Below are 19,265 nucleotides of genomic sequence, written 5' to 3'. Positions count from 1 at the left end.
GATCAAGGACGCCACGGTCAAACGCTACCACTACGACAGCCACGGCCAGTTGCGGACGCACCTCGCCGACTTCCTCGCAGCGTACAACTTCGCGCGAAGGCTGAAGACCCTGAACGGCCTCACGCCTTACGAATACATCTGCAAAATCTGGACGTCAGAGCCAGATCGATTCATCCTCGACCCGATCCACCAGATGCCGGGACTGAATACCTAGGGGGGCGGAGCGGCGGCAGATGACCTATGAAGACGTCGAGCCATTGAGGGCAAGGTATCGGCCCGCGAAGATCAAGGTCGTTTTCGTCGGAGAAAGCGCGCCCGCCGGGGGCGCGTTCTTCTACAAACAGACCGGTCAGGTTCACGGGCAGTTTCGCCAAGCCCTCGCGCCACACATCGGAGACAGCCCGTCCTTTGTCGAAGCGTTCAAGCAAGCGGGCTTCTATGTGGATGATCTGGTGCTGGAACCGGTGAACTGGCTGTCCCGGTCGGAGCGACAGGCGATCCACGATGCCAGTATTGCCTCACTGACAAAGCGATTGCGGGACTACGATGCGCCGCTTGTTGTGGCCTTCATGAAAGGTATCGCGGCACCAGTCAAAGCAGCGATTGCAGCGTCGGGAACACCGTGTCAGTTTGCGGTTGTGCCGTTTCCCGGCAATGGGCGACAGGGTGAGTTCCGTTCAGCTATGACGGCGATCATGCCGAGGCTTCTAAACCTTTAGCCGGAAGGGCCAGATAGCCCGAAGGGCCAGATTCGACCGGAAATGACCCGGATTTACCCGCGCCGTGCTTACTATGTGCTTGCCGCATCAGTAAGCGCATTCGTGGAGGACTTGTAAGTTATTGAAATCATTGGTCGGAGTGAGAGGACTCGAACCTCCGACCCCTGCCTCCCGAAGACAGTGCTCTACCAGGCTGAGCTACACTCCGACCGTGGCGGTGCAGGTAGCCCCGTGACGCCCCGTTTGCAAGCCTTCATTTGCCGTTCGGGTGCGTTCCGCGCATCCGCAGGAAAGGCCCGATGCGAAAGCTGGTGCCGGTCTCGGCCCGGGACCGGGTGCGCAGAACCGGCGTAGTGCGCGAAGCGCCCGACCGGCTCTCTCGAAGTACGATGTAGAGCCCGCTCGCGATGATGATTCCCGCGCCCAGCGCGGTGTTCAGATCGACGGTCTCGTCGAAGAACAGCAGGCCGTAGGCGCTGGCCCAGAGGATCTGGGAATACTGCATCGGCGCGACGATCGCAGCCTCGCCCACGCTGTAGGCCGAGACGATCAGGCGCCCGCCCGTCCAGCTGAGCGCGGAAATCACCGCGAGCAGGCCCAGATGCTCTATCGGCATCGGCTTGTAGACCCAGTAGAGCGCGGCCCCCATGATCAGGAAATTGGCCACCATGGGGTAGAGCAGCAGGATCACCGGACGCTCGTCCGCGCCGATCTTGCGCACCACGATGGAGGCGACGGAGCCGCCCATGGCCGCGGTCAGGGCGGCAAGATGGCCCAGCGTCAGCTCGGTGCTGCCGGGGCGCAGCACGACGAAGACGCCGATGAGGCCTACGATGACGGCAAGCCCACGACGGATGCGCACGGTTTCGCCCAGCACCGGGATTGCAAGGATGGTGATAAGCAGCGGCGCCGCGAACAGGATCGAGTAGGTCTGTGCCAGCGGCAGGACGGAGAACGCGTAGAACGCCGAGATGCCGGTGATGACCGCCGCCCCGGTCCGCAGCGCCATCCACCACGGATGCACCGGCAGCAGGGTTCCGGGCTTGGAATCGCGCATCATCATCAGGGTCGCCAGCGGAAAGCTGAGCAGGACCGAGAAGAAGACGATCTGCACCGGTGAATACTGCCCGCCAAGGAACTTCACGATCACGTCGTGGCTGGCGAAGACCCCGAAGGCCACGAGCGCGATCAGCGCCCCTTTTGCATTGGCGGACATGGTGGCTCTTTCACTCTTCGGGTGGTGGCTGACCATCGGACAGGGCGCCTCGAAGGTCAAACGACGGTTCTGCCGCCCCGCGCAATCCCGGCGGTCCCGATCCCGAGGGCGACAACTTCGCCCTCGGCGATCAGTCGCGGATGCCGGTCAGCTGGCGGCGAGGGCGGCCACGATCGCCTCGCCCATCTGCGAGGTCGTCACAGGCTCGACACCTTCCTCGCCCAGCAGGTCGGCGGTGCGCAGCCCGTCGGCCAGCACCTTCTCGACCGCGGCGTCGACCCGGTCAGCCTCGGCCCCGGCGTCGAAGGAATACCGCAGCGCCATGGCGAAGCTGAGGATGCAGGCGATCGGGTTGGCCTTGCCGGTGCCGGCGATGTCGGGAGCGGAGCCGTGCACCGGCTCATACAGCGCCTTGGGCCGGCCATTGGCCATCGGCAGGCCGAGCGAGGCGGAGGGCAGCATCCCAAGCGACCCGGTCAGCATCGCCGCCAGATCCGACAGCATGTCGCCGAAGAGGTTGTCGGTCACGATCACGTCGAACTGCTTGGGCCAGCGGGTCAGCTGCATGGCCCCGGCGTCGGCATACATGTGCGACAGCTCGACGTCGGGATATTCGTCGTCATGGATCCGCTGCACGACCTCGCGCCACAGCACGCCCGATTCCATCACGTTGGCCTTCTCCATCGAACAGACGCGGTTGTCGCGCTTGCGGGCCAGCTCGAAGGCGGACCGGGCCACACGGGCGATCTCGCTTTCGGTATAGCGCTGGGTGTTGATGCCCACACGCTCGTTGCCCTCGGTGAAGATACCGCGGGGCTCGCCGAAATAGACGCCCGAGGTCAGCTCGCGGATGATCATGATGTCGAGGCCGGCGACCACGTTCTTCTTCAGCGAGGAGAAGTCGGCCAGGGCGTCGAAACACTGGGCGGGGCGCAGGTTGGCGTATAGGTCCATCTCCTTGCGCAGGCGCAGCAGGCCGCGTTCGGGCTTCACGCTGAAGTCGAGATTGTCGTATTTCGGCCCGCCAACGGCGCCCAGCAGGACCGCATCGACGTTCTGCGCCATCTCCATCGTCTCGTCGGTCAGCGGCGTGCCGTGGGCGTCATAGGCCGCGCCGCCCACCAGAGCTTCGGAGACGTCGAAGGTCATCCCCCGGGTGCCGAACCAGTCGATCACCTTGCGCACCTCGGTCATGACCTCGGGGCCGATGCCGTCGCCGGGAAGGATGAGCAGGGAAGGGTTCGCCATGGGTCTGATCCTGTCTGAGCAATGTTGGCGTTGCGGTAGCCTGACAGGGGGCGAGGTTCAAGTGACGAGCGGCCTCAGCCCGTCGGCCAGGATCTCCCACACCCGGCGGACGCGCGGTGTCTGGCGCATCGCCTCGTGGGCCGTCAGCCAGACCGGAAGCGTCGGCAGATCGAAGCCGAGCGGGATCTGCTCTATCCCCGGGGTCCGGTCGGCCACGACCTCCTGCGCGAAGCCGGCGCCGGCGCCGGCGCGGACCAGTTCCCAATAGACGGCGTTGTCATCGCAGCGCACCACGAACCAGTCGCGGCCGACCTTCCGCCCGGCCGCGGCGAAGCCTTCGAGGATCATCGGGTTTTCGTCGTAGCCGATGAAATCGAGCCTCATGGTGTCCTCGGGCCCGGTCGGGCGGCCGACCCGGTCGAGATACCCGGTCGCTGCGAAAAGCCCCAGCCGGAGATCGCCCAGGTGGCTGGTCACAAGGTCAAGCTGGCGCGGGCGATACATCCGCACGGCGATATCCGCCTCGCGGTACATCAGGTTGCGGCTGCTGTTGGTCGGGACGAGGTCGATCCTGATCGCAGGCTCATCGCGCCGGATCCGCGCGATGATCGCCGGCATGTGATAGAGTGACATGGCGACGCTCGCCGTGATCCGCACGGTGCCGTCGAGGCGTTCCGCCTGCCCCGCCGCCGCGAGGCTGATCCGCGTCGCCGCCTCGCGCATGGCGCGGGCGGGGGCGACCATGGCGGCGCCGGCCTCGGTCAGCGCCAGGCCCTTGGCGTGGCGGCGGAAGACAGGCGTGCCCAGCGCGGCCTCCACCGCCTTGACCTGTCGCCCGAGCGTCGGCTGCGAGGTCCCCAGGCGGCGGGCGGCGGCAGAGAGGCTGCCTTCCTCGGCGACGGCGAGGAAGACCTGGATCAGGGACCAGTCGAGGCGGGCGAGGGCATCCATTCAATAATGAATACACGACCGTCATTTTTTGGCAATTCCTATTCATTTTGCCGCGGGTGAGAAGAGGGCATCAGCAAAGGAGACCCCGAATGTCCAAAGTCCTCATCCTCGGTGCCAGTGGCAAGATCGGCGCCCGCGCGGCCGACGCCTTTCAGCAGGCGGGCTGGTCCGTCGTCCGCTATCGGCGCGGCACGGACATGACCGCCGCCGCCATGGGATGCGATGTCATCGTCAACGGCCTCAACCCGCCGAACTATCACAACTGGGCGCAGATCCTGCCCGAGATCACGGCGCAGGTCATCGCCGCGGCGCGGGCCTCGGGGGCGACGGTCATCCTGCCGGGCAACGTCTACAATTTCGGCGACCGGGGCGGTGTCTGGGATGAGACGACGCCCCAGCGGCCGTTCTCGCGCAAGGGTCGGCTGCGGGTCGAGATGGAGGCGCAGTATCGCGCCTCGGGGGTGCGGACGATCGTGCTGCGGGCCGGCAATTTCATCGACCCAGAGCGCAAGGACGATGTCATGGGCGTGGTCCTCATGCGGGGCATCACGAGGGGAAAGCTCACCTCTCCGGGGGATCCGGGCGCGATGCAGGCCTTTTGCTATCTGCCCGACTGGGCGCGGGCCGCCGTCATGCTGGCCGAAAGGCGCGGGGACCTGGCGTGTTTCGAGGATGTGCCCTTTGCCGGGCACAGTTTCACCGTCGAGGCGCTGCGGGAGGCCGTGAGCCGCGCCACCGGCCGCGAGATCCGGATCGCAGGCTTTCCCTGGCTGGCGTTGCGCCTGCTGGGCCCGGTCTGGGAGATGGCGCGTGAAGTGGTCGAGATGCGCTATCTCTGGTCGGTGCCGCACCGGCTGTCGGGGGAGAAGCTCGCCCGGCTGCTGCCGGAGTTCCGGGCGAGCGATGCGGAGACAGTGATGCTGGCCGGGCTACCGGACCAGGTCCGCCCAGACCAGGCGATGGGGCCCGGCAAGCAGCCCGTCGTCACCCAGTAGCGCGGCGCCGGGTTCCCCCGGGGCGGGCCAGAAGACGCCCGCCCCGGAGACCGTCCAGTCGACCGAGGGCAGCACGTAGCTGACGCGCAGGTTGCCGGCCCAATCCTCGGCCCAGTCGGCGGTATCAAACGCGTCTCCGCCGGGCGCCTCGGCGCCGCCCCGGCTTTCGGGCCGCGGGTCCTGAATGTCGGGGCGGGCGAGGAAGGTTGCCATGGCTTCGCGAAGGCCGTCGCCGTCCTGCGGGTCGAGGTTGGTGTTGGCCAACAGGACAAAGCCCGCGTCGGGGCGGGTACCGAGCTTGCCGTCCAGAAAGACCTCCCACAGGTGCAGTTCGTCGCGGTTGCGCAGGCCGTTGCGGTCCTCGGGGCCGTCGAAGACCGGCGGTGTCGCCGAGGAGACGAGCAGGGTGACCGTCCCGCCGGGCGCGGTGATCGGCACGACCCAGTGCCCGGTCGACGACAGGCGCTGGACCGCCTGCGCCTCGGCGCTGGGGAAGGGCGCGCCATCGATGACGGGCAGGATCGCGCCGGGCAGGTCGCGCCAGAGAAGGCCCGAGAAATCCTGCACCGCCTCCACCTGCACCGGCCAGCGGGACAGGATCGCAAGCCCGCCGTCACCCGAGAACCGGCCATATCCCTGGGCGTCGCGGGCGTTGTCGTCATAGCCGTCGCCATCGAGGTCGAGGCCCGAGGGCAACCCCGCATTCGGCCGGAGCGCGAAGGCGTGGGGAAAGCCCCCGGCTGCGGCGGCAAATGTGCGCAGCGTGGCCAGCCCGGCATCATAGTCGAAATCGGTCAGAACCAGGATATCCGGAGAGACTTCGGCGACGATCGCCGCGGCGGCCATGGCCTGCGGATCGTCCCGCAGGATGTCGCGAAGCAGCAGCCCCGGCCCGTCGCGCGACAGCGGGGCCGCGAAAGTCGCGACCCGCAGCGTCTCTGCCCCCGCCCAGAGCGGCCAGAGCAGCGCAAGCAGAACGGGAAGGATCAGGCGGTGATCAGGCCGTCTTCGCCAGCTTCGGCCGCCGCGTAGACGCGGCGCCGCTGGTTTTGGATCATCTGTGCGACCCGGTTCATCGCAATCCCGCGCATGAACAGGGACGCCGGAAGGAATGCCCATGCCGTCATCGTCCAGATCAACGTGTGCGGATTCTCCAGAGAGATCGGGTTCAGGAGATCCGAGGCGAGCTTTACGAGCGCCGGTATCACGAATGGCAGAAGGAACCCTAAGATCAGGTTAACGGAGGCATCCCGCTGCAGCCGGGCCACCACGTCGTCGCCGGCCGTGGGGTCGAAGGTCGGCAGGTTGACCCAGACGTTGAACCCGCCGTGCCGCGCCGGCCAATGGGCCACGCGCATCACCATGACGAAGATCGACAGGGACAGGATAGAGATCAGGTAGGACAGCCCCGCCGCCGTGCGCACGTTGTCGAGCAGGACGCGGCTCGTCTCCTCGGGCATCATCAGAACCACGAGGCGGACGGGCGAATAGGGAAAGTCGATCATGTCGCCGACCCGCCGCCCGATCACGGTGAAGAAATCGGTGATCGTCGTCGGGTCGTGATGGCCGCGCGCGATCACCGACAGAAAGAAGACGCAGGCGAACAGCGCGAAGAACCGGACCCGGTTGAAGGGCGGCGCCTCGCGGAACTCGACCAGGCTGGGATAATGGGAATTGTACTCGATGAAGGTGAAGACGAACGCGAGCAGCGCCACAAGCGCCACGATCTGCGTCGTGTCGGCATGCGTCGTCGGCAACAGAATCGACGGCGTCGCGATCAGCAACACCACCATCAGCGCACGCAAAAGCGCTCCTGTCAGCCGCGAAATCATCGCCCGATTCCCTCAATCCGGTCGCGGACGATGCATTGCCGTCCGCTTCTCCCGTTTTGATCTCGGCCGAGTGCGGCCGGATGCCTCATTCTTGCCATACTTTTGCCCACTTCCCACAGACCCAACAAGCCTGTGTAATATATGGCATTTCGAACGGGGCAGTTTTGCGGCATCACTGGTGCGGAACTGCAACCATTTCGCAGCCCACCTGTGACACCGTTAACGGGGTACCGAAATGTAGCGGGAATCCGTGTGGCGCACCCCACCATCTAGCGGTATTCGGCAGGCCTCGCGTTAATCAATGAGGCACTGCCGAAATACTGCGAATACACACCAAATAAGTGTATTCCGTCAGACCCAGGGGCGCGCCTGGGCTGCCGCGGCCTCGAACGCGTCGATGGCGGCGGCCTTTTCCATGGTCAGCCCGATGTCGTCGAGGCCGTTCAGAAGACAGTGCTTCTTGAAGCTGTCGACCTCGAACGAGAAGACCTGACCGTCCGACGAGGTGATCTGCTGCGCTTCCAGATCGACCGTCATCCGGGCGTTTGCGCCCTTTTCAGCGTCCTGCATCAGGATATCGACCTGCTCTTGCGGCAGGACGATGGGCAGGATGCCGTTCTTGAAGCAGTTGCTGTAGAAGATGTCGGCGTAGCTGGGTGCCACGATGCACTTCAGCCCGAAATCCTTGATCGCCCATGGCGCGTGTTCGCGCGACGAGCCGCAGCCGAAGTTCTCGCCGGCCACGAGGATCTCCGCCTCGCGGTAGGCGGGCTGGTTCAGCACGAAATCGGGGATCTCGTTGCGGTCGTCGTCATACCGCATCTCGTCGAACAGGCTGACGCCGAGGCCGGAGCGCTTGATCGTCTTCAGGAACTGCTTGGGGATGATCATGTCGGTGTCGACATTGATGATCGGCAGCGGGGCGGCGACGCCCGTGAAGGTTTCGAATTTGTCCATGGGTCTGGTCCTTATGCCGCCACGCCGTCGGTCATCATCTTGCGCACGTCCGTCAGCCGCCCGGTCACCGCCGCCGCCGCCGCCATGGCGGGCGACATCAGGTGGGTCCGGCCTCCGCGGCCCTGACGGCCCTCGAAGTTGCGGTTGGAGGTCGCGGCACAACGCTCGCCCGGGGCAAGCTGGTCGGGGTTCATGGCAAGGCACATGGAACAGCCCGCGAGGCGCCACTCGAACCCGGCATCCTTGAAGATGTCGGCCAGCCCCTCCTCCTCGGCCTGGGCCCGCACCAGGCCGGAGCCCGGCACGACCATGGCGCGAAGCCCGTCCTTGATCTTCTTGCCCTTCAGGATCGCAGCCGCTGCGCGCAGGTCCTCGATCCGGCCGTTGGTGCAGGAGCCGATGAAGACCGTGTCGATCTCGATCTCGCTCAGTTTCTGGCCGGGGGTCAGGCCCATGTAGTCGAGTGCGCGGCGCACACCGGCGACCTTGCCGCCGGTAAAGCTTTCGGGGGTCGGCACGTATTCGGTGATCGGCAGGACGTCCTCGGGCGAGGTGCCCCAGGTGACGACGGGGGCGATATCCTCGCCGCGGATGGTGATGACCTTGTCCCAATGGGCGTCGTCATCGGAATAGAGCGTCTTCCACCAGGTCAGCGCGGCCTCCCATTGGGCACCTTTCGGGGCGTGGGGGCGGCCTTTGACGTAGTCGAACGTGGTCTCGTCCGGCGCGATCAGGCCGGCGCGGGCGCCGCCCTCGATGGCCATGTTGCAGACGGTCATCCGGCCTTCCATCGACAGCGAGCGGATCGCCTCGCCGCAATACTCGATGACATAGCCGGTGCCGCCGGCGGTGCCGGTCTTGCCGATGACGCTCAGGGTGATGTCCTTGGCGGTGACACCGGGCGCAAGCTTGCCGGTGATCTCGACCTTCATGTTCTTGGACTTCTTCTGGATCAGCGTCTGGGTGGCGAGCACATGCTCGACCTCCGAGGTGCCGATGCCGTGGGCGAGAGAGCCGAAGGCGCCGTGAGTCGCCGTGTGGCTGTCGCCGCAGACCACGGTCATGCCCGGCAGGGTCCAGCCCTGTTCGGGCCCGACGATATGGACGATGCCCTGGCGGACGTCGTTCATCTCGTAATAGTTGATCAGGCCGAAATCGCGGGCGTTCTTGTCCAGCGCCTCGACCTGGATCCGGCTTTCGGGGTTCTTGATGCCGGCGGTCCTGTCCGCGGTGGTGGGCACGTTGTGATCCGGCACCGCGATGGTCTTGTCCGGCGCACGCACGGTCCGGCCCGTCATGCGCAGCCCCTCGAAGGCCTGCGGGCTGGTCACTTCGTGGACGAGGTGGCGGTCGATATACAGAAGGCAGGTGCCGTCCTCGCCTTCGTGGGCAAGGTGGGCATCCCAGATCTTGTCATAGAGCGTCTTGGGGGACATCGGTCCTCTCCATCTGGCTGAAATCAGGTCGAAACGTCTACAGGCGCACGGCAAGGTGCGCGGCGGCTCATAGGAGGCCGAGGATCGAGAAGGTCGCGCCGTAGAATCGCCAGGGGAGGCGGGCGCGGTCGTCCATGTCGAAGAAGCGTTTCATGTCGGCTGGAATAGCTGACGCCGCGGGCTTGCGCAACACGCGGTTGCGCGGCCGGACCTTGCCCCGCCGCGCGGAATGCAGGTTGCGGGACAGGGTCAGGCTGCCTGGCGCCGCAGTGCGAGGGCAAAGGCGCCCAGCCCGGTCAGCAGCAACAGCGCCCCCGCGGGCAACGGCACGGTCGAGATGGTGAAGCTCGCACTGCCCGAGGGGGCCAGGCTCTTGTACACGCCGAGCCGATAGGACGCTGGAAGTATGTCGTTGATCGGGCTGTCGCCGACCTCGGCGACGGGCACGCTCAAGCTCCCGGGATCGACACCGAAGAAATTGCAATTGCCGGCGATCTCGGCCGCCGCGCCAGAGCAGGCACCGGTCTCGGTCGACAGGTCGTTGAGCCGGGCACCGACGGGGCCGCTCGTGTCCGGCACGAAGAAGATGTATCCGGCGGTGCCGCTTGTGGGGGTGTAGCTTGTGAGAGTGAGGGAGTAGCGCGTGGAGGAAGAGATGCTGAAATCCACCCATTCGCTCGCTGCGCCCGGCCCCCATGCAAAGGTGAAGGTCTGCGCGAGGCCGGTGCCGGAGGCGCTGGCCCCAGCCGTCGTGTCCGTGACCGTGATGGTCGGCAGGGCCGCGGCGGGCGCGGCAAGCCCGGCGTAAAGCGAGACCGCGGCGGCGGCGCAGAGCGCCTTGGCAGTCTTGATCACCGGCCCCCCCCCCCCCCCATCCGCTTCGAATGCCAGACTGTCGCCGGAACCGGGCTTACGCGAGGGAATAGTGCGGCGCGTTGACGGGAAAACGCGGTCGGGGTCCGGATGAGGCCGGGGTCCAAACGGCTCTCGACCGTTTGGCGGTGACGTCCCCGTGTCTTGCGGCCCCAAGCGCCAGGGGACATGATCGGGCGATGGATCCGGAAACGTCAGACCTGGCCGATCAGGCCGAGCAGATCCTCGAGATCGGCCAGGGGCTTCTTGCGCAATCGCAGGGAGTGCTGAACGCCATGTTGCGGCCCTGGAACGCCTACCAGATCGCCATCGCACTGGGGCTGTGGATGGTGGCGCATGTGCTGATGAAGCTGCTGCGCCCGCGCCTGCATGAGTGGATGCGGGCGCGTGAGGGCTGGCCGAAGTGGCAGCTGCGGGTGCTTGTCGTCATTCACCGCCGGCTCCGGATGGTCTTTTTCGTGGCGCTCATCTGGACGGTCGTCGTTGTCATGCGCGAAGTGACGTGGCCGTCGCGGAGCTATGTGCTGGGGATCATCGCCAACCTGGCGCTGGCCTGGCTGATCGTCGCGCTGACCACCCGGCTGATCCAGAATTCCCTGCTGCGCGGGGTCGTGCGCTATGGCGCCTGGGTCTGGATCACCCTGCGGATCCTGGGGCTGACCGACGAGGCGGCGGAGTTCCTGGATACCGTCGCGATCGAGTTCGGGGCGACCCGCATCTCGCTGCTCATCCTGTTCCACGCGGCGCTGGTGATCGGGGTCCTGTTTGCCCTCGCGCGGCTGATCAGCCACCAGACCGCGGTGCGCGTTCAGACGAACGAGGACATCAGCCCGTCGATGCGGGTGCTCGTGGTCAAGGCGGCGCAGGTGCTGCTGTTCGGGGCGGCATTATTCATCGGGCTAAAATCGGTGGGCGTCGATCTGACCGGGCTCGCGGTGCTGTCGGGGGCCATCGGTGTCGGCCTCGGTTTCGGTCTGCAGAAGGTGGTCTCGAACCTCGTGTCCGGGATCATCATCCTGCTCGACAAGTCGATCAAGCCCGGCGACGTGATTTCCTTGGGCGAGACATTCGGCTGGATCAACAGCCTTGGTGCGCGCTACGTCTCGATCACCACGCGGGACGGCAAGGAATACCTGATCCCGAACGAGGATCTGATCACCGGGCAGGTGGTGAACTGGTCGCACAGCAACGATTTCGTGCGGTTGGACATTCATTTCGGCACGGCCTACGGCGACGACCCCCATACGGTGCGGCGCATCGCCGTCGCTGCGGCGATGAAGGTCGACCGGGTGCTGAGCGACCGGGCGCCGGTGTGCCATATCGTGGGGTTCGGCGATTCGTCGGTGGATTACATCCTGCGGTTCTGGATCCGTGATCCGACGGGCGGGCTGACCAACATCCGCGGCAATGTCTACCTCGCGCTTTGGGACGCGTTCCGGGAGAACGGCATTTCCATTCCCTTCCCGCAGCGCGAGGTGCGCGTGCTGGAAGGATCGCGGCTGCGGACCTCGGCGCAGGACTGATCCGTCCCGCCCCGACCTTGCGGCGCGACGGACCTGCGGCCCGCCGCACAGGTCTTGTCCGGCCCCTGCTGGCGCAGGGACCGTCCGGATTGCAGGTCGCCGATGGTGGACCCCCGCGGCCTGGTTCAGGCCTGCATCAGGCGGTCGAAAACCCGGTCCGGGGTCTCGTGTTCGACCAGGCGGCCGTTCTCGATCGACCAGACGCGTTCGGCAACCGCCCGGACGAAGGCGCGGTCGTGGGACACGAGCAGGCAGGCGGCGCCCTGCCGGGCGAGTTCGGCCTGGAGCGCCTCCTGCCCCTCGATGTCGAGGTGGTTGGTGGGTTCGTCCAGGAGATAGAAGTTGGGCTCTGCCAGCCGCAGGATCAGCATCGCGAGCCGCGCCCGCTGGCCCCCCGACAGGGCGGACATCGGCCCGGTCTGCAGGTCGATCCGCAGCCCGGCGCCCGCCAGCAGCGCCCGCGCCCGCGCGTCGCCGCCGGTGAAGGTCCGGGTGACGGCCTCCATCGGGGTGGCGAAAGCGTCGAGCAGCGAGAGGTGCTGGTCGACCTCGCCGAGCCGGACGGCGGCCGCCGTCCGGACCCCTTCGGACCCGCCGTCGATGGCGCGGCGGATCCGGGCGATGAGCCGGGATTTTCCGGCGCCGTTGGGGCCGAGCAGGACGATCCGGTCGCCCGGTTCGATCCAGGCCCGGGGAAGGCAGTAGAGGGCGCGGCCGTCGGGCGCGGTCAGGACGCCTTCGTCGATGCTGACCAGTGCGCGGGCATGGGTGCCGCTGCTTTCGAGCCTTATGCGGCCGGCGCTCTCGTCTCGGTGGGCGGGGCGGGCGGCAGCCTCCATCTTCGCGGCGCGGTCGGAGAGCTGCTTGGTCTTGGTGATCAGCAGGTCCGAGCCGGAGTTGATGCCGATGTTCTTGAGCTTGGCCGCCTGTTTGCGCAATTGCTGCGCCCGCTTCATCTCGTTGTCGAAATGGCGCCCGTCGGCGGCGTCGGCCTCGTCAAGCGCGAGGCGGGCGGCGCTGTAGGGCAGCGGGAAGCTGCGGCTGGTCTCGGGCCGCAGAAACAGGGTGCGCGTGGTCACGGCGTCGAGGAAGGCGCGGTCGTGGCTGGTCACGATCACGCCGGTGTCGCGGGGCAGGGCCGCGATCCAGGCCTCGAGCTGGCCGAGGCGGGCGAGGTCCAGGTGGTTCGTGGGCTCGTCGAGCAGCAGCAGGTCCGGCTCGGTCACGATCGCGGCCGCCAGCAACGCCATCCGTTGCCAGCCGCCCGACAGCGTCTGCATCGGCCGGTCGCGCAGGTCTTCGGGCACACCGAGGTCATCCAGCGCGATCTCGGCCCGCCAACTTTCGTAGTCGAGCGTTTCGGGGTCGAGCCGAGACAGGGCGGCCTCGCGCGCCGTCGCGTCGCGCAGGGCCGGCGGCGTGTCCTGCGCCAGCAGGGCGGTCTTGAGGCTGCGGGCGGTCGTGATCTCGCCGGAGGTGGGCTCTGTGCCCTCGGCAATCAAGCGCAATAGCGAGGATTTGCCGCGCCCGTTGGCGGCGATCAGGCCGAGGCGGTCGCCGCGTTCCAGCGTGAGGTCGAGGCCGGCGAAGAGCGGCGTGCCAAGGGTAAGGGACAGGGATTTCAGGGTCAGGAGGGACATGGTGATCTCGTGGGTCAGGGGCCGGGTGGCAGGGCCGTCCACGGGGGGACTGCCCGGTCGGGCTGACCGGAAGAGACGCGTCTCGCTCCGATGTCAGCCCTGCGAACGAATCCACAGGGCAAAGACAGGGCCGCGCGTGCGATGTGGGTCCATCCTGAGGATCATCGGACCGCCTCCTTTGTGTCGTCGGGATAGCAATCCCGCATCGTTCTGTCCATCTGCGGTGACGCCGGCGGGCTGTTCATTGAAAAGCGGGGGCGGCGATGATATAAACATCCCATGCCCGGTGCCGGGGTTGATCAGGTGCGCAAACCAGGAGGACATCGACCTGTCTTTCACTTCATTGGCGGCATCACCCGCTTCTGACGGCGCGGCCCGTGCCGCGCATTCCAAGGCGACAAGCGATCTGATCCTTGCCGCCATCCTCAATTCCCTCGATGACGACAAGGCCGAAGAGGTCATGCAGATCGATCTGCGTGGGCGCTCGGAAATGGCCGACTGGATGGTGATCGCCTCCGGGCGGTCCTCGCGCCAGGTCGGGGCGATCTCGGAGAAGCTCGCGGATCGGCTGAAGGCCGAACTGGGGGTGGTCTGCAAGGTCGAGGGCAAGGAGACCGGTGATTGGGTGCTGATCGACGCGGGCGATGTCATCGTCCATGTCTTCCGGCCCGAAGTGCGCGAGTTCTACCAGCTGGAAAAGATGTGGCAGCCCACCGGGGCCGCCGCGGGCTCCAGCCGCTAGGGTTTCGTGCGGGTCGCGATCTGCGCGGTCGGCCGGCTTCGGGCCGGGCCGGAACGCGTTTTGCTTGACGATTACCTGAAACGATTCGACCGGACCGGCCGCGGACTGGGGCTTGGGCCCGCCTCCGTGGTCGAGGTCGAGGACCGCAAGGGAGGTGGCCCTTCGGGCGAAGCGCAGCGGCTGGAGAAGGTCCTGCCGGAGGGGGCGGTGATCTGCGTGCTCGACGAGCGCGGGGCGGTCCTCTCGTCGCCGGATTTCGCCGAGCGGCTCGGCGGCTGGCGAGATGCCGGCCGCAGCGCCGTGGCCTTCGTCATCGGGGGGGCGGACGGGCTGGATGCGGCCCTGCGGGACCGGGCAGAGATGCGCCTGTCGTTCGGAAAGATGGTCTGGCCGCACATGCTGGCCCGGGTCATGCTGGCCGAACAGCTCTATCGCGCTGCCGCCATTCTGGCCGGGACCCCCTATCACCGGGCTTGACGCGCCGGGTCCCGCGTCCGGTGCCCGTTGCTGTCGGTGGAGGCCTCCGGCGGGGATATTTTCAGGCAATGAAGACCGGACGGGCCGCGCTTGCTGGCGCGGCTCCGGTTCGTGTGGGGCTGTCGGGATCAGGGGGCGCCGACGGCGTCGAGAATGTAGCGGGCGGTCATCAGGTCGAGATGAGCGCCGCCGCCATTTTTGAAGAGCGTGATCTCGTCGTCCGACGTCCGGGCGAAGGGACCGTCGTAATAGTCGGCGCGGACATCGGCCTCGGTGATGGCGCCGGTTTCCAGGGGAATTTTCAGTTCTCCGATATGGTGCAGCGTTGTGTCGCGGCTGTCGACGAAGAGCGTGGCGCGGCCGAGGGCCGCGTCGTCGGCCTCGCGCATGTCGGGGCGGTAGGCGCCGATCAGGTCGATGTGCTGGCCGGGGCGGAGCCAGGCGCCCTCGATGATCGGCGCGGTAGACATCGTGGCGCAGGTCACGATGTCGGCGGCCTGAACCGCCGTGGCCAGATCGCGCGCCACGGTCGTGTCCTGGTGATCGGCCGCAAAGCGGTCGGCCGCGTTCGGCGAGCGGTTCCACACCACGAAAGAGGCATTCGGGAAGGCCGCGCCATAGGCTGCCCGCAGGGAGCGGCCCACCGTGCCCGCGCCGACGATGAGGATCGTGCGACTGTCGGGCCGTGCCAGGCGCCGCGCGGCCAGCAGGCTGTCGCCGGCGGTCTTCCACTTGGTGACCAGGTGGAAGTCGAGCAGCGCCTCGAGCATCCCGGTCTCGTCGGAGAAGAGGTTGACGGCGCCGTTGACCATCGGCCGCCCGGCGGCGGGATTGCCCGGAAAGACGGTGGCGCATTTGACCGCAAGGCCCAGCCCTTCGATCCAGGCGGAGCGGTTCAGCAGGGTGTCCGTGTCGCGGTAGAGGAACACGTCCTCGATCCGGGCGCGGGGCCGGTCGTGGCCGGCAGCCATGGCGTCGGTGAGGGCGATCCAGTCGAGGTGGCGCTCGGCGTCGAAGGGAACGATCTGGGTCATGCGGCGGTCTCCTCGGTCAGCAGCCCTTCGGCCACCAGGCGGGCGGCAAAGGCGGCGGGGCCATCGAAATGGTGGGTTTGCCAGCCCCGCGCGGCGGCGGCGGCGATGTTGTCGGCGCGGTCGTCGGCAAAGAGCAGCGCCCCAGGGGCGACGCCACAATCCTGTTCGACCATTTCGTAGATCCGGGGGTCGGGCTTGATGACGCCCATGTGGCCGGAGATATAGCGCCGGTCGAACTCCTCTAGGAACGGGTATTCGGCCTCGCCGATCGCGAAGGTTTCTATCCCGAAGTTGGACAGCGCAAAGACCGGAACCCGGGCCCGGCGCAGGCCTCGTAGCAGCCGCACAGAATGGTCGATGGCGGGCGCGGCGAGCGCCGCCCAATTGTCGTGCCAGGCCATGATCTCGGGGGCCCAGTCGGGGTTCTCGGCGGCGAAGCCCCGGACCACGGCTGTGAAATTCTCGCCCCGGTCCACGCGGTCGTTCATGCCGTGCAGGTCCAGCGCGGCGAACATTGCCTTGCGCTGTTCAGGGCCGATGGTGCGGTCGTAATACCGTTCGGGTTGCCACTCGATCAGGACGTTGCCGATGTCGAAGATGACGGCGCCGACTTTCATGGGGTCTCTCGCTTGATGGCTTGCAGGATCCGCTCCAGCGCGTCGAGAAAGCGGGACCGGTCGGCCTTGGTGAATCCCTTGCCGCCGCCTTGCCGGAACGGGTCGGCGGCGCGCAGGTCCGCCATCAGGTCGCGCGTCGCCAGCACGTTGCCGATATTGGCGGCGGTCAGCGCCTCGCCGTTGTGCTTGAGCACCCTCGCGCCGGCCTCGACGCATTTCGCGGCCAGCGGGATGTCGCCGGTGATGACCACGTCGCCGGGGCCGGCGCGCTCGGCGATCCACATGTCGGCCACGTCCGGGCCGTCGGGGACGATGACATTCTCGACCAGCGGGTTCTGCGAGGGCCGCAGCCCGCCGTTCGAGACGACATAGGTCTGCAGGCGATGGCGGGTCGCCACGCGCTCGACCTCGGCCTTGACCGGGCAGGCATCGGCATCGACGTAGATCACGACCAGAGCGCCTCGGCGTGGAAGGCCACGTGATCCGGGACGAAGGTCGAGATGAAGAAATAACTGTGGTCATAGCCCTTCTGTAGCCGCAGCTGGGCGGGCTGGCGGCGGGTGGCGATGGCCTCGGCCAGCGCTTCGGTCTTGAGCAGGTCGCCGAACTGGTCCGCGGTGCCGGTGTCGATCAGCAGGGGCGCATCAAGGCCGGTCTCGCGCATCAGCAGGGTGGCGTCGTGGGGTGCCCATTTGGCGGTGTCCGCACCGAGATAGGCGGTCAGCTGCTTGCGGCCCCAGTCGCTGTCGCTCGGGTGGCAGATCGGCGCGAAGGCCGAGACCGAGCGGAAGCGCCCGGGCAGGCCCATGCCCAACGTCAGCGCACCGTGCCCGCCCATGGAATGGCCAGTGATCCCCTGCCGGTCGGGGTCGATCGGGAAATGCTTTGCCAGAAGCGCCGGAAGCTCGGTCCCGACGTAGTGCCACATGTTGAAATGCGGGGCCCAGGGCGCCTCGGTCGCGTCGACGTAGAAACCGGCGCCCTGGCCAAGGTCATAGGCGTCGTCATCGGCAACCCTCTCGCCGCGCGGCGAGGTGTCGGGAAAGCACAGCGCGATGCCCGCCTCGGCGGCATAGGCCTGTGCGCCGGCCTTGGTCATGGCGTTCTCGTGGGTGCAGGTCAGGCCCGACAGGAACCACAAGAGCGGCACTGGCCCGTCCGCCGCATCGGGCGGCAGGTAGAGGCCGAATGTCATGTCGGTCCCGGTCGCGCTGGAGGCATGGGTGTAGACTCCCTGGGTCCCGTAGAAACAGCGGTTCTCGGATAGGGTCTTCATCGGCGGTCTCCTTTCCGGGGGCAGACTAGGGCGGAACCGATCCGGGTGCAGCCCCGGAATTTCATCGGGGATGGCGAGGGCCGGTGCCGCGGCCTAGGGTGGTGCGCCAACGGGCCGGAGGATCATCATGGACGCAGCGACTTTCCTCGATTTCGTCGGAGTCACGCTTTTTGCCGCGACCGGGGCGCTGGTGGCCTCGCGCAAGCAGCTCGATATCATCGGATTCATGTTCCTGGCGACGCTGACAGGCACCGGCGGGGGCACGGTGCGCGACCTGGTGCTGGGCGTGCCGGTGTTCTGGGTGGGGCAACCGCTTTTCATCCTGACCTGCGCGGGAACAGCCGTGGTCACCTATTTCACCGCGCATCTGCTGGAATCGCGGTATCGCTGGGTGCTGTGGCTGGATGCCATCGCCCTGTCCGCCTATGGCGTCTTTGGCGCCTACAAGGGGTTGGTGGTGACCGGCTCGCCGACGCTGGCGGTGGTCATGGGGATGATGACGGCCACGCTTGGCGGCGTGTTGCGCGACATCGTTGCGGGCGAAGAGACGGTTCTGATGCGGCGCGATCTTTACATCAGCGCGGCGATGGCCGCCTCGGTGGTGCTGGTCCTCGGATATTGGGCGGGTCTCGGCCTGATAACGTCCAGTGCGCTGGGCTTCGCCACCGGGTTCGCCCTGCGCAGTGGGGCGCTGACGCGCGACTGGGCGCTGCCGACCTATCGCTCGACGCCGGGCCGGACGCCGGAAGACAGCCTTGCGGGCCGGCCCCGCCGGGACTGACCGGGATCAGAGGCCGAAGCCCGGCGCGGTGACCCAGGCGATGGCGGCCGAGACCGTGAGGATCGACAGGAACGTCGAGATCAGGATCGAGGCCGAGACCCGGTGGGGCGCCACCCCGTAGTGCTGCGCCAGGATATAGACGTTGCCCGCCACGGGCAGCGAGGCGGCGGCGATCATGACGGCGGCCGCGAAGGGCTCCACATCGAAGATCCAGAGGGCGCAGATCGCCACGGCGGCGGGATGCAGCACCAGCTTGGCAAAGCTGAGCCAGCCCGCGACGGCCAGCCGCTCGGCGGATTTGGTGGCCAGCGACGCGCCGATGGCAAAGAGAGCGCCGGGCGTGGCAGCGGCGCCCAGCAGGATCAGGAAGTCGTTGACCGGCGTCGGGATCGGCACCCGGGCCGCCGACAGGATCAGGCCGAGGCCGATGGAGACGATCATCGGGTTCGCCAGAAGCCCCAGGCCCACGGTCTTGAGCACCGCCGGTTTCAACCGCCCGTCCCGGCCGCCGGTGATGACGATGACGATCAGCGAGCCGAACACCACCAGATCGACGGCCAGCACCAGCATGTTGAAGCCGATCGCCTCTTCGCCCATCAGCAGCGCAAGCATGGGAATGCCCAGAAAGCCCACATTGCCGATCACGGCGCATTGCGCCTCCACCGCGGCCTCTTCGATGCCCCGGCGTCGGAACAGGGCGACCAGCGTGGCGAGGACGTAGACCGAGGTGCCCGCCAGCAGATAGGCCAGCACGAAATCCCAGTCCCAGAGGTCTCCGATCGAGAGGTTGGCCGAGAACCGGAAGAGCATCGCCGAGAGCGCGAAGTAGAACACGAACTTGGTCAGGTAGGCGGTCGCCTCGGGCGTGAAAAAACCGATGCGGCCCGCCCCGTAGCCAACCGCGATCAGCGCGAAGAACGGCAAGGTTTCCAGCAGGACGGCCAGCAT

20 protein-coding genes, 1 tRNA gene and 1 pseudogene are annotated in these 19,265 nt (G+C 67.0%); 7 read left to right on the top strand and 15 right to left on the bottom strand.

Annotation, left to right across the window (positions count from 1 at the left end):
- Nucleotides 1-214, top strand: a pseudogene (locus tag ROA7023_RS13355) (IS3 family transposase); the annotation flags it as partial.
- A 19-nt stretch (nucleotides 215-233) separates the two neighbouring features.
- The gene (locus tag ROA7023_RS13350; RefSeq protein WP_085879534.1) at nucleotides 234-719 is read left to right on the top strand and encodes a hypothetical protein; all 486 of its coding nucleotides are present in this window, start codon (nucleotides 234-236) and stop codon (nucleotides 717-719) included.
- A gap of 131 nt (nucleotides 720-850) precedes the next feature.
- On the opposite strand, the gene ROA7023_RS13345 is transcribed toward ROA7023_RS13350, so the two are convergent.
- The 4 genes from ROA7023_RS13345 to ROA7023_RS13330 form a co-directional block, all read right to left on the bottom strand.
- Nucleotides 851-927, bottom strand: a tRNA-Pro gene (locus tag ROA7023_RS13345).
- A gap of 45 nt (nucleotides 928-972) precedes the next feature.
- Nucleotides 973-1,935, bottom strand: coding sequence for a DMT family transporter (locus tag ROA7023_RS13340; protein WP_085879533.1), 963 nt, complete (start codon nucleotides 1,933-1,935; stop codon nucleotides 973-975).
- A 147-nt stretch (nucleotides 1,936-2,082) separates the two neighbouring features.
- The gene (leuB, locus tag ROA7023_RS13335; RefSeq protein ID WP_085879532.1) at nucleotides 2,083-3,183 is read right to left on the bottom strand and encodes a 3-isopropylmalate dehydrogenase; all 1,101 of its coding nucleotides are present in this window, start codon (nucleotides 3,181-3,183) and stop codon (nucleotides 2,083-2,085) included.
- A gap of 57 nt (nucleotides 3,184-3,240) precedes the next feature.
- On the bottom strand, nucleotides 3,241-4,134 hold the full coding sequence (locus tag ROA7023_RS13330) for a LysR family transcriptional regulator (RefSeq protein ID WP_085879531.1): 894 nt from the start codon (nucleotides 4,132-4,134) through the stop codon (nucleotides 3,241-3,243).
- 89 nt (nucleotides 4,135-4,223) lie between these two features.
- Between ROA7023_RS13330 and ROA7023_RS13325 the strand changes: the two genes are divergently transcribed.
- Entirely contained in the window at nucleotides 4,224-5,129 is a 906-nt protein-coding gene (locus tag ROA7023_RS13325; RefSeq protein WP_085879530.1) for an NAD-dependent epimerase/dehydratase family protein, read from the top strand.
- Here the strand turns inward: ROA7023_RS13325 and ROA7023_RS13320 are convergent.
- From ROA7023_RS13320 to ROA7023_RS24455, 5 genes are all read right to left on the bottom strand, one after another.
- The gene (locus ROA7023_RS13320) at nucleotides 5,064-5,996 is read right to left on the bottom strand and encodes an endonuclease/exonuclease/phosphatase family protein (protein WP_306372493.1); all 933 of its coding nucleotides are present in this window, start codon (nucleotides 5,994-5,996) and stop codon (nucleotides 5,064-5,066) included. The genes ROA7023_RS13325 and ROA7023_RS13320 overlap by 66 nt on opposite strands.
- A gap of 119 nt (nucleotides 5,997-6,115) precedes the next feature.
- Nucleotides 6,116-6,961 carry a hypothetical protein gene (locus tag ROA7023_RS13315; RefSeq protein ID WP_085879528.1) on the bottom strand — a complete coding sequence of 282 codons (846 nt, stop codon included), beginning with the start codon at nucleotides 6,959-6,961 and terminating at the stop codon, nucleotides 6,116-6,118.
- A gap of 351 nt (nucleotides 6,962-7,312) precedes the next feature.
- Nucleotides 7,313-7,918, bottom strand: a complete 606-nt coding sequence (gene leuD / locus ROA7023_RS13310) for a 3-isopropylmalate dehydratase small subunit (RefSeq protein WP_085879527.1) — start codon at nucleotides 7,916-7,918, stop codon at nucleotides 7,313-7,315.
- An 11-nt stretch (nucleotides 7,919-7,929) separates the two neighbouring features.
- Entirely contained in the window at nucleotides 7,930-9,354 is a 1,425-nt protein-coding gene (gene leuC / locus ROA7023_RS13305) for a 3-isopropylmalate dehydratase large subunit (protein ID WP_085879526.1), read from the bottom strand.
- A 249-nt stretch (nucleotides 9,355-9,603) separates the two neighbouring features.
- On the bottom strand, nucleotides 9,604-10,209 hold the full coding sequence (locus ROA7023_RS24455; RefSeq protein ID WP_085879525.1) for a VPLPA-CTERM sorting domain-containing protein: 606 nt from the start codon (nucleotides 10,207-10,209) through the stop codon (nucleotides 9,604-9,606).
- A 197-nt stretch (nucleotides 10,210-10,406) separates the two neighbouring features.
- Between ROA7023_RS24455 and ROA7023_RS13295 the strand changes: the two genes are divergently transcribed.
- Nucleotides 10,407-11,750: a mechanosensitive ion channel family protein gene (locus tag ROA7023_RS13295; RefSeq protein ID WP_085879524.1), complete on the top strand. Its 1,344-nt coding sequence runs from the start codon at nucleotides 10,407-10,409 to the stop codon at nucleotides 11,748-11,750.
- Nucleotides 11,751-11,875: 125 nt separating this feature from the next.
- On the opposite strand, the gene ROA7023_RS13290 is transcribed toward ROA7023_RS13295, so the two are convergent.
- Nucleotides 11,876-13,390 (bottom strand): ABC-F family ATP-binding cassette domain-containing protein, encoded by a 1,515-nt coding sequence (locus ROA7023_RS13290; RefSeq protein ID WP_085879545.1) that lies wholly within the window; start codon nucleotides 13,388-13,390, stop codon nucleotides 11,876-11,878.
- A 343-nt stretch (nucleotides 13,391-13,733) separates the two neighbouring features.
- Between ROA7023_RS13290 and rsfS the strand changes: the two genes are divergently transcribed.
- A complete protein-coding gene (gene rsfS / locus ROA7023_RS13285) occupies nucleotides 13,734-14,132 on the top strand; it encodes a ribosome silencing factor (protein WP_306372492.1) in 399 nt (132 codons plus the stop codon).
- A 6-nt stretch (nucleotides 14,133-14,138) separates the two neighbouring features.
- The gene (rlmH, locus tag ROA7023_RS13280) at nucleotides 14,139-14,609 is read left to right on the top strand and encodes a 23S rRNA (pseudouridine(1915)-N(3))-methyltransferase RlmH (protein ID WP_085879523.1); all 471 of its coding nucleotides are present in this window, start codon (nucleotides 14,139-14,141) and stop codon (nucleotides 14,607-14,609) included.
- A gap of 128 nt (nucleotides 14,610-14,737) precedes the next feature.
- Here the strand turns inward: rlmH and ROA7023_RS13275 are convergent, their stop codons facing one another.
- The 4 genes from ROA7023_RS13275 to fghA are packed head-to-tail and all read right to left on the bottom strand — an operon-like array spanning nucleotide 14,738 to nucleotide 17,536.
- Complete coding sequence (locus ROA7023_RS13275; protein ID WP_085879522.1) at nucleotides 14,738-15,643, bottom strand: ornithine cyclodeaminase family protein; 906 nt, start codon at nucleotides 15,641-15,643, stop codon at nucleotides 14,738-14,740.
- A complete protein-coding gene (locus ROA7023_RS13270; RefSeq protein ID WP_085879521.1) occupies nucleotides 15,640-16,260 on the bottom strand; it encodes an HAD-IA family hydrolase in 621 nt (206 codons plus the stop codon). Before ROA7023_RS13270 ends, ROA7023_RS13275 begins: the two co-directional genes overlap by 4 nt.
- Complete coding sequence (locus ROA7023_RS13265; RefSeq protein ID WP_085879520.1) at nucleotides 16,257-16,715, bottom strand: YaiI/YqxD family protein; 459 nt, start codon at nucleotides 16,713-16,715, stop codon at nucleotides 16,257-16,259. Before ROA7023_RS13265 ends, ROA7023_RS13270 begins: the two co-directional genes overlap by 4 nt.
- On the bottom strand, nucleotides 16,706-17,536 hold the full coding sequence (gene fghA, locus ROA7023_RS13260) for an S-formylglutathione hydrolase (RefSeq protein WP_085879519.1): 831 nt from the start codon (nucleotides 17,534-17,536) through the stop codon (nucleotides 16,706-16,708). Before fghA ends, ROA7023_RS13265 begins: the two co-directional genes overlap by 10 nt.
- 127 nt (nucleotides 17,537-17,663) lie before the next feature.
- On the opposite strand from fghA, the gene ROA7023_RS13255 reads away from it, so the two are divergent.
- Complete coding sequence (locus tag ROA7023_RS13255; RefSeq protein WP_085879518.1) at nucleotides 17,664-18,317, top strand: trimeric intracellular cation channel family protein; 654 nt, start codon at nucleotides 17,664-17,666, stop codon at nucleotides 18,315-18,317.
- 6 nt (nucleotides 18,318-18,323) lie between these two features.
- On the opposite strand, the gene ROA7023_RS13250 is transcribed toward ROA7023_RS13255, so the two are convergent.
- On the bottom strand, nucleotides 18,324-19,265 hold the full coding sequence (locus ROA7023_RS13250) for an AEC family transporter (RefSeq protein ID WP_085879517.1): 942 nt from the start codon (nucleotides 19,263-19,265) through the stop codon (nucleotides 18,324-18,326).

It is taken from the genome of Roseisalinus antarcticus (assembly GCF_900172355.1).
GTDB lineage: Bacteria > Pseudomonadota > Alphaproteobacteria > Rhodobacterales > Rhodobacteraceae > Oceanicola > Oceanicola antarcticus_A.
Note: the sequence above shows the minus strand (reverse complement) of the source record. Positions and strands in the feature narration are given on the sequence as shown.